The following is a 12,342-nucleotide window of genomic DNA, read 5'->3' as shown; positions in this document are numbered from 1 at the left end:
CCTGGTTCACCCACAAGCCCACGGTCGCCACCGCGGCCCAGCCGAAGGTCGAAGAGGCAGGCGCCATCGCCACCCCGACACCGACCCCGAGCCTGCCACCGCCCGCGGCGAGCGTCGCCCCGCCCACTCCGTCAGCTCCCGCCAACCCGGGCGCGGGCAACAGCGGCGGCGGAGGCGGAGGCGGCGGAGGTGGCGGCGGTGCCAAGAAGAAGGATCCGGCGGACCGTAAGAATGTCCTGATCCGTAATCCGGTGACCAAGCTCTGCGCCGAACTCCCCGGCAGGGACAAGGGCCAGCTCAACGGCCCGGTCCAGGAGAACGACTGCAACCCCACGGACGCGGACAACCAGGTCTGGAACCTGGAGGTCCAGCGTGCGCACGCGGGCCCCGACAACAACAGTCTCTTCCAGATCCGCAACATCAAGGACAAACTCTGCATGGACCTGCCGGACAGGGGCGCCGCGAAGGCGGAGACACATATCACCGAGTTCACCTGTGCCGGCACCGAGCCCGACAACCAGCTGTGGTGGCTCGACAAGCAGCCGGACGGGCACTACTACATCCACAACTACGCGAGCAACCAGCTCTGCCTGAACGTTGACGGGTTCAGCAAGCCCGGTCAGCCCGTCACCACCCAGAACCTGCTCTCGCTGCAGGACTGCGCCAACAATGACGACCGCGAGTGGGACATCCTCGACGTCAGCGACGAGCTGTAACGCGCAGATCCGCCCGGCAGTTCTGTGAACCGATCACCGGAGGCCGCCGCTTGCCACGTCCATGAGACGCGGCGGGCGGCGGCCTCCCGTATGACAGGCCCGTATGACAGACCCGTCCGGCAGGCCCGGCCGGCTCGCCCGTACGGTCATCTCGCGCGGCTGCTCCGTACCCGATGGGCAGCCCGGAACGGAGCAGCCATGAGTACCCCGAGCGATCCGGCCACCCCGGACGCCGCCACGGAACTCCCGTCCGCCGATTCCCGCGACACCCCCGGTACCCGCGACACCCCCGGTACCCGCGACACCCCCGGTACCCGCGACATCCGCGGGGTCCACGGCGCCTCTGATGCCCACGACGCTGCCGAGACCCGGCAGGACCGGTTGCAGCGGGGGATGGGGATGCTCGACCGCGTCGTCGGTGAGGGCGGCCGGCAGGTCATCGATTCGCTGGCCGACATCTCCCCCGACCTGGGGCATCACATCGTCGCCTGGGCCTTCGGCGACATCTACACCAGGCCCCAGCTGGCCCTGCGGGACCGCCAGTTGGTCACCCTCGGCATGCTCACCGCCCTCGGCGGCTGCGAACCACAGCTCGACGTCCACATCAACGCCGCGCTCAACGTCGGGCTCAGCGCGGAGGAGATCGTCGAGGCGCTGCTGCACTCCGCCGTCTACTGCGGTATGCCCAAGGCGCTCAACGCCACCGCTGTGGCGAAGAAGGTCTTCGCCGAACACGGCCTGCTCGCCCGCCCGGAGAAGCCGGGCGACGCGGCGCACGGCGTTCCGGAGCAGAGGCTCCCCGGGGAGGGCGTCCCGCGGCAGGCCGGCCCCGGGTAGCGCATAGCGTTGTCCCATGACCGAACTGCTGCACATCACCGAGCGCTCCCTGTGGGAGGCGGCCCGCGCGGCCGGTACGTACGAGATGTCGACCCGTGGCCGCACTCTCCAGGAGGAGGGCTTCATCCACTGCTCCACCCGCGCCCAGCTCCTCGCGGTCGCCGACTTCCTCTACGGGAGTGGCAACGGCGGCGGCAGCGGCAACGGCGGTAGTGGCAGTGGCAGTGGCAGCGGCGGCGGGACGGGGCGCGAGGGCGGTCACGGCGAGCTGGTGGTGCTGGTCATCGACAGCGACCTGCTCTCCGTACCGCTGCGCTACGAGGCCCCCGCGCCCGGCGCCGATCTGTTCCCGCACATCTACGGGCCGCTCCCGGTGGACGCGGTCGTCGAAGTGGTGCCCTGGCAGGACGGTTACGGGCTGGACCGGTTGGACGGGCAGGCAGGCAGAGGCTGACGCCCGCCGTCGCCAGACAGGCCACGCCGCACCCCGCGAAGAACGCCCCGGTGTCCCAGGCGGCCGGCTGCGGCCACCTCAGCTCTCACCGCGCCCAGGCTGCTTCTGCTCCGTTCGACGGCATAGGCTCCCCCGTCATGAATGGACCCCTGCCTTTCCAACGGCTGCACAACTTCCGTGATCTGGGCGGCTGTCCGGCCGATGGCGGCTGCACGGTACGCACGGGCCGGTTGTTCCGCTCCGACTCGCTGGCCAAACTGGAGGGCGCGGACTGGGAGCGGTTCCTGACGCTGGACATCGGTACCGTCATCGACCTGCGGTACTCCTGGGAGATCGACGCCAAGGGCCGTGTCCCTGAACACCCGTCCTTCACCTACCACCACCTCAGCGTCGAACACCGTCCCTACGATCAGCCGAGCCTCGGCCCGTCCGTCGCGACGGGGCCGTATCTCGCCGAGCGGTATCTGGAAGTCGCCCACGACGGTGTGACCGAACTGAGCCGGGCCATCGAGGTGATCGCCACGGCCGGGGGCCGCCCCACCGTCTTCCACTGCACATCGGGGAAGGACCGCACCGGCCTGCTGGCGGCGCTCGTGCTGACGCTGCTCGGGGTGGACGAGTCCCGCATCGTCGAGGACTTCGCCCGCACCGGGCTCGCGAGCGAACGCCTCCTGGCCGACTGGCGGGCCGAACACCCCGGCAGGGGGCCGGTCTGGCCGGGTTACGGACGCGCGCCCGAGGACGTGATGCGCCGCTTCCTGGCGGCCCTGACCGAGCGGTACGGGTCCGTGCGCGGCTATATCGATGAACGGCTGGACATCGATGACGCGGTGATCGCCGCGCTGCGGAAGAACCTGCTGGAGCCGGCTGCCGGGGAGGGACAGGGTGGGGGAGAGGAGCGGCGGCAGGGGTAACCCCTCCCGCAGCCGGCTACAACCCTCCTGAAGCCAGGTCCCGTTGCGCTGGAAAGAGAGGATGAACCAGTCGTCCAACGACCTGAGCGGGACCGTGGCCGGGACAGTCGTCCAAGCCGGTCACGTAGGGGAGTTGCACCTCGCATCGCCGGCGCTGACCGCCCTGGCCGGTCTGCCTCCGGCCGCTCCGGAGTTCACCGGCCCTGAGACGGCTCTGCGGGCCGTGGCCGATGCGCTGCGGTCCGGTGCCGACGGTGGCACCCCGGTCGTGGTGCCCACGCTGGTCGGCACGGCGGGGGTCGGCAAGACGCGCTGGCGCTGCGCGCCGCTCATGACGCACTGGCCGCCGGGTGGTTCCCGGGCAGGGTGCTCTTCATCAACTTCCAGGGCTACGACGAGAACCGCAGGCTGCGGACCGATGTCGCCCTGTCCGTCTTCCTCAGCGCACTCGGCGTCCCCGACGAGCACTTTCCGCCCACACTCCAGGGCCGGCTGTCGCTGTACCACTCCAAGCTGGCCGGCCTCGCAGCCCAGGGGCGCGCGGTGCTCGTGGTGCTCGACAACGCCGCGTCGACGGACCAGATCGGCGCCCTGCTGCCGGGGCCCGCCTGCCATCGAGCCGGTCAGGCCACGGGGCTGGTTCCGCCTGCACGACCTGCTGCGCCTGCACGCCGAAGGGCTGCGCCGCGAACAGGACGACGAGGAAGCCGTCGCAGCCGCCATCGACCGGCTGCCGGCGCACTACCGGGACTCCGCCAGGGACGCCACCGGGAGGATCGTGGAGGCCGCGCGCCACGGACTGCGTGACGACGCGTCCGAGCGCTGGCTCGACACCGAGCGGACGAACCTCAGGACCGCCCTGTACCTCGCCCGGACGCACGGCCGCTACGCGGCGGGCCTGCCGCTCGCGCACGACGTGAGCTGGTTCCTGCGCCGCCAGCAGGACTGGGCGGTCGCGCGGGTGAGGCCCTCACGCTGCACAGCATGGGCACGGCAGCCCGCCGCAGGGGCCGGCACGCGGAGGTGGAGGCCTACTACCGTGCCGCCCTGCCGCCCTGCCGCCCTGCCGCCCTGCCGCTCTTCCGCGCGGGCGAGGACGGACAGGCGGTGGGCCACACCCTGTACAGCCTCGCCACCACCGCCCGTCACCAGGGCGACCACGATGCGGCCCACGACCACTACCACCGGGCGCCGGCCACCTACCGAGCGCCCAGCCACCCCGTCGGCGAGGCACGCACCCTGCACCACCTCGGCCTCCTCGCCCTGGCGGCGGCCCGCCCGGACACGGCCCGCGAGCACTGGGAGGGGGCCCGTACCGCGTACGAGGAGGCGGGCCTGCCGTAGCCCGCAGGCGAAGTGACGGAGCTGCTGGACCGGTTGACGGGGCCGGGGGCCGGCTAGCCCGGTGCCAGAAACGAAAAGACCGCACCCGCCCCGCCATGGCCGCCTGTTACGGCGGCCTGCGGGCCGGGTGCGGTCAGTTGGGCGGTCATGGACCCGCCACGTGCGCGGGCCGGGCCGTCCAGCCGTGGATCAAGCCTTCTTGGTCTCCCAGAAGATCTTGTCGATCTGGGCGATGTAGTCCAGCGCCTTCTGGCCCGTGGCCGGGTCCGTCGAGCCCTTGGCCGCCGACAGCGCCTTGAGGGCGTCATTGACGAGCTGGTGGAGCTCGGGGTACTTCTCGAAGTGCGGCGGCTTGAAGTAGTCGCTCCACAGCACCGATACGTGGTGCTTGGCGAGCTCCGCGCGCTCTTCCTTGATGACCGTGGCACGGGCACGGAAGTGCGGGTCCTCGTTGGCCTGGTACTTCTCCTGGACGGCCTTGACGGACTCGGCCTCGATACGGGCCTGGGCCGGGTCGTACACGCCGCAGGGGAGGTCGCAGTGGGCGCTGACCTTCACCTTGGGGGCAAACAGGCGGGAAAGCATGGAGCTGTCCTTCCTCGTGATCGTCTTCTCGGGTGGGACATTACTCCGTGAGAGGCCCGATTTCGCGAGTGCCCCCTGGGGCTTAGGACAAAAGTCCAGGGTCAGTATGGGACTGGTGGACGATCGGACCGGGAGGTGCCGGATGACGGATCAGGGGCGGGAGACGCGGGCTCCGTTGGGTATGGCGGAGGTGACGGGGCCGTCCATGGTGCCCACCCTGCTCCACGGCGACCAGCTGCTGGTGCACTACGGGGCCGAGCTCAGGCCGGGGGATGTGGCCGTGCTCCGCCATCCACTGCAGCAGGATCTGCTGATCGTGAAGCGCCTGATCGAGCGGCGCGAGGGGGGCTGGTGGGTGCTGGGGGACAACGCGCACGCCGAAGGCGTGGACAGCCGCGCGTTCGGCACCGTGCCCGAGGATCTGCTGCTCGGGAGGGTGCGGGCCAGATACCGGCCCATCACACGGGGCCGTCAGCGCTCGGCCGCTGTGCTGCTCTCCTGGCTGGCTTCGGCGGTGCGGCCGGTGCTGGCCGACCGGGCCGTCTCCAGGCGCTTGCGCGCGCGGTAGGCGGCCACGTTGGCGCGGGTCGCGCAGCGGTCCGAGCAGTAGCGCCGGGATCGGTTTGTCGATGTATCGAGATAGGCGTTGCGGCACGGCGCTGCCTCACACAGGCCGAGCCGGTCCACCCCGTACTCGGTGAGATGGAAGGCCAGCCCCATCGACGCGATCGCCGCGTAGCCGGATGTCGCGTTGGACGGGTGGTCGGCCAGGTGCATGTGCCACAGCGGACGGCCGTCGTCGTCCCGGTGGTCGTGGCCCGAGATCTGCGGGGAGACCGGGAACTCCAGGAGCAGTGAGTTCAGCAGGTCGACGGCCAGGGTCTCGTCCCCCTCGTCCGCGGCCGTGAAGACAGCGCGCAGTCTGCTGCGTACCGAGCGGAAGCGGGTGACGTCGGCGTCCGTGGCGCGCCGGGCCGCCGACGCGTTGGCCCCGAAGAGTTCGCGCACCGCGTCGACCGAGGTGAGTGAGTCCTTGTTACGGGCCGGCTCCTCGGTGTTCACCAGGCGCACGGCGTAGTCCGAGTAATAGGCCAGTTCCACTTTTAGTCCTTACGGAGGCGGTCCGGTGTCGACGGTCGGGCGGCCGTAATGGCCGCTCATCCTTCGAGGGTATTACTTGAGCGCCTCACCGTCGGGCACCCCGGCGCCCGCCGTGAAGCAGCCCCCGGCGTGGCGGCGGGGGTGGTGGCGTGGCGCACGAAGGGCCTTCGGGATGAAAAGGATGAAAAGGGCGAAGAGGGGGTACGGGCCGGGTCGGCCCGTACCCCCTTCACGTACGCCCGCTGCGACGGCTCACAGCACCTTCGACAGGAACGACTTCGTCCGCTCGTGCTGCGGGTCGGTCAGGACGTCCCGCGGGTGGCCCGACTCGACCACCACACCGTCGTCCATGAAGACCAGCGCATCACCGACCTCCCGGGCGAAGCCCATCTCATGGGTCACGACGATCATCGTCATGCCGTCCTCCGCGAGGCCGCGCATGACATCCAGGACATCGCCCACCAGCTCCGGGTCGAGCGCCGACGTCGGCTCGTCGAAGAGCATCAGCTTCGGCTCCATGGCCAGCGCGCGGGCGATCGCCACCCGCTGCTGCTGGCCCCCCGAGAGCTGCGTCGGATAGCTGCCTGCCTTGTCGGAGAGCCCGACCCGGTCCAGCAGCCGCTCGGCGCGGGCGCGCGCGACGGCCTTGGCCTCGCCGCGCACCTGGACCGGCGCCTCCATCACGTTCTCGATGGCCGTCATGTGCGGGAAGAGGTTGAAGCGCTGGAAGACCATGCCGATGTCCCTGCGCTTCAGGGCGACTTCACTGTCCTTGAGCTCGTAGAGCTTCTCGCCCTTCTGCCGGTAGCCGACCAGGTCACCGTCGACGTACAGCCGTCCCGCGTTGACCTTCTCCAGGTGGTTGATGCACCGCAGGAACGTCGACTTGCCGGAGCCCGACGGGCCGATGAGGCAGAACACCTCGCGCGGGGCGACCTCCAGGTCGATCCCCTTGAGCACCTGAGTCGGCCCGAAGGACTTGTGGACGCCCTCGGCCTTCACCATCGCCGTCATGCGGACACCCCCGAACGGTTGCTGAAGGAAGCCAGATTCGCCTTGACCCGCTGGAACGGGGTCAGCGGCAGGCTGCGGCTGGAGCCGCGCGCGTAGTGGCGCTCCAGATAGAACTGGCCGATGGAGAAGAGCGTCGTGAGCACCAGATACCAGGCGGCGGCCAGGAACAGCATCTCCACCGCGGCCCCTGAGGTCTGCCCGATGTCCTGGGCCGTCCTGAGCAGTTCGTAGAACTGCACCGCGGCCACCAGCGAGGTGGTCTTCAGCATGTTGATGACCTCGTTGCCGGTCGGCGGCACGATGACCCGCATCGCCTGCGGCACCACGATCCGCGCCAGCGTCTTGGCCTGGCTCATACCGAGCGCGTGCGCCGCCTCCGTCTGGCCCTCGTCGACCGCGAGCAGGCCCGCCCGGCAGATCTCCGCCATGTACGCGGCCTCGTTCAGGCCGAGCCCGAGCAGCGCCGTCAGCAGCGGCGTCATAAAGCTCGACCAGTAGTCCTTGTAGATCGGACCGAGGTTGATGTACTGGAAGACCAGGCCCAGGTTGAACCAGACCATCAGCTGGACGAGGACCGGAGTGCCCCGGAAGAACCAGATGTAGAACCACGAGATCGACGCGGTCACCGGGTTCTTGGACAGCCGCATCACCGCGAGGATGACGCCCCCGACGACACCGATCACCATGGAGAGCACGGTGAGCAGCAGGGTCTGGCCGACGCCGTGGATGATCCGGTGGTCGAAGAAGAAGTCCGGGATCGCCCCCCAGTTGATCTTGCCCTGGGAGAAGGCGTAGATGATCGCCGCGAGCAGGGCGACGGCGACGACCGCGGCGACGTACCGCCCGTAGTGCCGGACGGGGATGGCCTTGATGGCCTGCGGCGCGGTGGGCGGCGCGTCGACGGCGCCGGCCTTTTCCATGTCAGCAGTCATAGGTGATACCTCTCAGCTCCGGCGTCCGGTCAGGATCCGCCGTTGAGCTTGGCCGTGGTGACCGCGCCCTGCTCGGCGCCCCACTTGGCGAGGACCTTGTCGTACGTGCCGTCCTTGATGATGGCGTTCATCGCCTGCTGGATGGCCTTGGTGAGCTGGTCGTTCCCCTTGGCGATGGCGATGCCGTACGGGGCCGCCTGGACCGTCGGGCCGACGACCTGGAAGTCCTTGCCGCCGCCCGAGGTCTTCACGGCGTACGCGGCGATGGGGGAGTCGGCCGAACCGGCGTCGGCGCCGCCCGAGCGCAGCCGGGTCTGGGCCTGCTGGTCGTCGTCGAAGGGCTGGATGGTCAGCTTCTTGCCGGCCGGACACTTCTTGGCCTGCGCCTTGGCGAGGTCGTGGGAGACCGTGCCGCGCTCCATGACGACCGTCTTGCCACAGAGGTCGGACCAGGTCTTGATGCCCTCGTCCTTGCCCTTGCGGGTGTAGATCGAGACACCGGCGGAGTAGTAGTCGACGAAGTCGACGCCTTCGCCGACCTTCTTGCCGTCGGCGACACCGTTCTGCCGGTCCTTGGTGTCGGTCATCGCGGACATCGCGATGTCGTAGCGCTTGGCGCGCAGACCGGTCACCAGGCTGTCGAACGTGCCGTTCTCGAACTGGAACGTCACCCCGAGCTGCTTGCCGAGCGCCGCCCCGAGGTCGGGGTCGATCCCGGCGACCTTGCCCGAGCTGTCCTTGAACTCGACGGGCGCGTACGCGATGTCCGAGCCGACCCTGACGGTGCCCTTGTCCCGGATGGCCTGCGGCAGCAGATGCGCGAGCGGCGCGGCGGAGGAGTCGCCACCCTTGGGCCCGTCGTTCTTGGTCTGGTCGCCGCAGCCGGTCAGCAGCAGCGCGCCGGCGACCGCGATCGCGCCGACCGCGGCTGTCCTGGACTTCATTGCGGCCGTGCGGCGAGTGGAGCGTGCGGTCATGGTGGTGGTCCTCCGGCGGATCAGAGACAGCTGAATGCTGGAGCCGCGGCACACGGTGTTCCGGTGCCACGACCATGTGTGGATGACGGCATCTTGCCAGCCGCACTGGTCCAATCAGGTCGCTGGTCATGTCAAAATCGGGTAACGGGTCACCCCCGTTCTCCACTTGGCCGGTACGGCACGACCGGACCATCTGCTGGCAAACGCACCTTCCGCCGGAGGATCTCCGGTGCGCCCCGCGCCGTTCCGGGGCGCGTCTCGAAGGATGGACTTATGCCGCGGTACCGGGCCGACCAGGCCGGATATCCCGCTATGAGTCATCTCACCGCGTCGGTGCGGACTCGATATGGACTCGTCCGATGTGCGGTCCATCCGGTAGAACAGACGGTTACACCCCTCATCCGGGGCTCAGGGCGCGTGTGCGGCGCGCCCGCGCGTATGTACCTCCCCCCGCCCGGCGGGCCAACCGGCCGGCGCGGGGCACATAGGCGGTGCCCGCCCACCCCTCCTCAACCAGGAGTGGCCACCCTCAACTGATGAAGACTTAAGGGGTAACAACCAATGGCAGCGGAGATCGTCAATCCTCGCAGCGAAAGTTTCAGTACTTCCTCGCAGGACGAGGAGACCTTCGACCCGGTGTTCGCCCTGCATCGCGGCGGCAAGATGGCAGTCCAGGCCACGGTGCCGGTGCGCGACAGGGACGACCTGTCCCTCGCTTACACGCCCGGTGTCGCCAAGGTGTGCAGCGCCATCGCCGAGAAGCCGGAGCTGGTCCACGACTACACCTGGAAGTCGCAGGTCGTGGCAGTCGTGACGGACGGTACGGCGGTGCTGGGGCTGGGTGACATCGGCCCGGAGGCGTCCCTTCCGGTGATGGAGGGCAAAGCCATCCTCTTCAAGCAGTTCGGCGGCGTCGACGCCGTGCCGATCGCGCTGGCGACCACCGACACGGACGAGATCGTCGACACCGTCGTGCGGCTCGCCCCGTCCTTCGGCGGCGTCAACCTGGAGGACATCTCCGCGCCGCGCTGCTTCGAGATCGAGCGCAGGCTCCAGGAGCAGCTGGACATCCCGGTCTTCCACGACGACCAGCACGGCACCGCCGTGGTCACCCTGGCGGCCCTGCGCAACGCGGCCACGCTCACCGGGCGCTCGCTGGGGCAGCTGCGTGCGGTGATCTCGGGTGCGGGCGCCGCGGGTGTCGCCATCGCGAAGATCCTCATCGAGGCCGGGATCGGCGATGTCGCGGTGTGCGACCGCAAGGGCATCGTCTCGGCCGACCGCGACGACCTGACCGAGATCAAGCAGGAGGTCGCGGGCTTCACCAACAAGGCGGGTCTGACCGGTTCGCTGGAGACCGCGATGTCCGGTGCGGACGTCTTCATCGGGGTTTCGGGCGGTACGGTCCCCGAGCCGGCCGTCGCCTCGATGGCCGAGGGTGCGTTCATCTTCGCGATGGCCAACCCGAACCCGGAGATCCACCCCACGGTCGCCGCCAAGTACGCGGCGGTCGTCGCCACCGGGCGCAGCGACTTCCCGAACCAGATCAACAACGTGCTGGCGTTCCCGGGGATCTTCGCCGGGGCGCTCCAGGTGCGGGCCTCGCGGATCACGGAGGGCATGAAGCTCGCCGCCGCGGAGGCGCTGGCGGCCGTGGTGGCCGATGAGCTGAGCGCGGACTGTGTGATTCCGTCGCCGTTCGACGAGCGGGTCGCCCCGGCGGTCACCGCGGCGGTGGCGGCCGCGGCCCGCGCGGAGGGCGTGGCCCGGCGCTGAGGTCTCCCCCGGGGGAGCGAGAGTGAGGACGGGCGGCCCGTGCGATGCGCGGGCCGCCGGAGCCTCGCGCCTCCGTCTCCGGAGCCTCGCGCCTCCGTCTCCGGAGCCTCGCGCCTCCGTCTCCGGAGCCTCGCGCCTCCGTCTCCGGAGCCTCGCGCCTCCGTCTCCGGAGCCTCGCGCCTCCGTCTCCGGAGCCTTGCGCCTCTCTCCCCGGAGCCTCGCGCCTCCCTCTCCGGCGCATGCCCGTCCGGCGTCTCGCTCTCCTGGTGCCTTGCCCGGCCCGTGCCTCGCGCGCCGGCCCCTCGCGGGCCGGCTCCCGGTCCGGCCAAATGCAGGCAGCGTCACACTCGTGGCCGGTTCCCTTGCGGAACCGGCCACGCCTATCGTCGGGGCATGTTCGCCGCCTACGCAGCCCGCATCGACCGCGACCAACCGCTCAACGGCCTTGAGCTGGGGGAGCGTCCGGCCCCCGAGGCCAGGCCCGGCTGGACGACGGTCGACGTCAGAGCAGCCTCCCTCAACCACCATGACCTCTGGTCGCTCCGTGGTGTGGGGCTCGCCGCCGACAAGCTGCCGATGATCCTCGGCTGTGACGCCGCCGGGGTCGACCAGGACGGCAACGAGGTCGTCCTGCACTCGGTCATCGGGCAGACCGGTTACGGGGTCGGGCCGAAGGAGGGGCGGTCCATCCTGACCGAGAAGTACCAGGGGACGTTCGCCGAGCGGGTCACCGTCCCCGAGTGGAACGTGCTCCGCAAGCCGAAGGAGCTGAGCTTCGAGCAGGCCGCCTGTCTGCCGACCGCCTGGCTCACGGCCTACCGCATGCTCTTCACCAACGCCGGTGTGCGGCCCGGCGACTCCGTACTCGTCCAGGGTGCGGGCGGCGGTGTGGCGACGGCCGCGGTCGTGCTCGGGAAGGCCGCGGGCCTGCGCGTGTACGCCACCAGCCGGGACGAGGCCAAGCGGAAGCGGGCCGTCGAGCTCGGCGCCGTGGACGCCTTCGAGCCGGGTACGCGGCTGCCCGAGCGGGTGGACGCCGTCATCGAGACGGTCGGGGCCGCCACCTGGTCACACTCCGTCAAGTCGCTCAAGCCGGGCGGCACTCTGGTCATCTCGGGCGCCACCAGTGGCTCCGACCCGGTGTCGGCCGAGCTGACCCGGATCTTCTTCCTGGAGCTGAAGGTCGTCGGCTCGACCATGGGGTCCAAGGACGAGCTGGAGGACCTGCTGGCGTTCTGCGCGGCCACCGGGGTGCGGCCCGTCATCGACGAGGTGCTGCCGCTCGACCGGGCCCGAGAGGGCTTCGAGAAGATGGCGTCGGGCGAACTCTTCGGCAAGATCGTGCTGACCGCGGGCTGATCCCGGGGGACGGCCCCAGCAGCCGCTCGGCGGCGGCCGTGGCCGCGCCCGCCCCCGGGTGCCGGTGGGGGCGGGCGCGATTCTCCCTTTGAGGGGGCGTCAGGACTGAGGCCCGCGCAGGGCGGCGCCGATGTGCGCCGCCGCAGCCGACAGATGCCGCCTGGCGTCCCTGAGCTGGCTGTCCGTTACTCCGTGGTCGCGTGCCGCGTCCCTGATGTCGTCGCGGAAGCGGTCGAGCAGCCGGTCCAGGTCGCGGGCCGGATTGCCGGACGGCTCCTCGCGCGCCCACTCCGGCTCGGGCGCCTGACCGCTCCCGCCCTTGTCGAGGCCGAC

Annotated in this window: 13 protein-coding genes and 1 pseudogene; 8 read left to right on the top strand and 6 right to left on the bottom strand. The window is 70.2% G+C overall.

Annotated features, from left to right (window positions below; all coding sequences use genetic code 11):
- The 5 genes from G3I19_RS28740 to G3I19_RS28720 all read left to right on the top strand — a co-directional run.
- The coding region (locus G3I19_RS28740) for an RICIN domain-containing protein (RefSeq protein ID WP_164266640.1) at nucleotides 1–716 on the top strand (716 nt) is incomplete at its 5' end.
- A 393-nt stretch (nucleotides 717–1,109) separates the two neighbouring features.
- Nucleotides 1,110–1,553 carry a carboxymuconolactone decarboxylase family protein gene (locus G3I19_RS28735; protein WP_203600499.1) on the top strand — a complete coding sequence of 148 codons (444 nt, stop codon included), beginning with the start codon at nucleotides 1,110–1,112 and terminating at the stop codon, nucleotides 1,551–1,553.
- 16 nt (nucleotides 1,554–1,569) lie between these two features.
- Nucleotides 1,570–2,007 (top strand): DUF952 domain-containing protein, encoded by a 438-nt coding sequence (locus G3I19_RS28730; RefSeq protein WP_164266638.1) that lies wholly within the window; start codon nucleotides 1,570–1,572, stop codon nucleotides 2,005–2,007.
- A 137-nt stretch (nucleotides 2,008–2,144) separates the two neighbouring features.
- Nucleotides 2,145–2,921, top strand: coding sequence for a tyrosine-protein phosphatase (locus tag G3I19_RS28725; protein ID WP_164266637.1), 777 nt, complete (start codon nucleotides 2,145–2,147; stop codon nucleotides 2,919–2,921).
- Nucleotides 2,922–3,905: 984 nt separating this feature from the next.
- Nucleotides 3,906–4,265, top strand: coding sequence for a tetratricopeptide repeat protein (locus G3I19_RS28720; RefSeq protein ID WP_164266636.1), 360 nt, complete (start codon nucleotides 3,906–3,908; stop codon nucleotides 4,263–4,265).
- Between the two features lie 189 nt (nucleotides 4,266–4,454).
- Here the strand turns inward: G3I19_RS28720 and sodN are convergent, their stop codons facing one another.
- Nucleotides 4,455–4,850: a superoxide dismutase, Ni gene (gene sodN / locus G3I19_RS28715; protein ID WP_164266635.1), complete on the bottom strand. Its 396-nt coding sequence runs from the start codon at nucleotides 4,848–4,850 to the stop codon at nucleotides 4,455–4,457.
- A gap of 142 nt (nucleotides 4,851–4,992) precedes the next feature.
- Between sodN and sodX the strand changes: the two genes are divergently transcribed.
- The gene (gene sodX, locus G3I19_RS28710) at nucleotides 4,993–5,418 is read left to right on the top strand and encodes a nickel-type superoxide dismutase maturation protease (protein WP_164266634.1); all 426 of its coding nucleotides are present in this window, start codon (nucleotides 4,993–4,995) and stop codon (nucleotides 5,416–5,418) included.
- On the opposite strand, the gene G3I19_RS28705 is transcribed toward sodX, so the two are convergent.
- The 4 genes from G3I19_RS28705 to G3I19_RS28690 form a co-directional block, all read right to left on the bottom strand.
- The gene (locus G3I19_RS28705) at nucleotides 5,322–5,951 is read right to left on the bottom strand and encodes a CGNR zinc finger domain-containing protein (RefSeq protein ID WP_164266633.1); all 630 of its coding nucleotides are present in this window, start codon (nucleotides 5,949–5,951) and stop codon (nucleotides 5,322–5,324) included. The genes sodX and G3I19_RS28705 overlap by 97 nt on opposite strands.
- Nucleotides 5,952–6,203: 252 nt before the next feature.
- Nucleotides 6,204–6,965: an amino acid ABC transporter ATP-binding protein gene (locus tag G3I19_RS28700; RefSeq protein ID WP_164266632.1), complete on the bottom strand. Its 762-nt coding sequence runs from the start codon at nucleotides 6,963–6,965 to the stop codon at nucleotides 6,204–6,206.
- Nucleotides 6,962–7,897, bottom strand: coding sequence for an amino acid ABC transporter permease (locus tag G3I19_RS28695; RefSeq protein ID WP_164266631.1), 936 nt, complete (start codon nucleotides 7,895–7,897; stop codon nucleotides 6,962–6,964). Before G3I19_RS28695 ends, G3I19_RS28700 begins: the two co-directional genes overlap by 4 nt.
- 29 nt (nucleotides 7,898–7,926) lie before the next feature.
- A complete protein-coding gene (locus G3I19_RS28690) occupies nucleotides 7,927–8,874 on the bottom strand; it encodes an ABC transporter substrate-binding protein (protein WP_164266630.1) in 948 nt (315 codons plus the stop codon).
- 561 nt (nucleotides 8,875–9,435) lie between these two features.
- On the opposite strand from G3I19_RS28690, the gene G3I19_RS28685 reads away from it, so the two are divergent.
- The gene (locus G3I19_RS28685; protein WP_164266629.1) at nucleotides 9,436–10,650 is read left to right on the top strand and encodes an NADP-dependent malic enzyme; all 1,215 of its coding nucleotides are present in this window, start codon (nucleotides 9,436–9,438) and stop codon (nucleotides 10,648–10,650) included.
- Nucleotides 10,651–11,043: 393 nt separating this feature from the next.
- Nucleotides 11,044–12,009, top strand: coding sequence for a zinc-binding dehydrogenase (locus tag G3I19_RS28680; protein WP_164266628.1), 966 nt, complete (start codon nucleotides 11,044–11,046; stop codon nucleotides 12,007–12,009).
- A 99-nt stretch (nucleotides 12,010–12,108) separates the two neighbouring features.
- Here G3I19_RS28680 and G3I19_RS28675 read toward each other — a convergent pair.
- Nucleotides 12,109–12,342: pseudogene (locus tag G3I19_RS28675) on the bottom strand (hypothetical protein); the annotation flags it as partial.

The organism is Streptomyces sp. SID10853, assembly GCF_010548145.1.
Lineage (GTDB): Bacteria > Actinomycetota > Actinomycetes > Streptomycetales > Streptomycetaceae > Streptomyces.
This window is presented reverse-complemented; position numbering and strand designations above follow the sequence as displayed.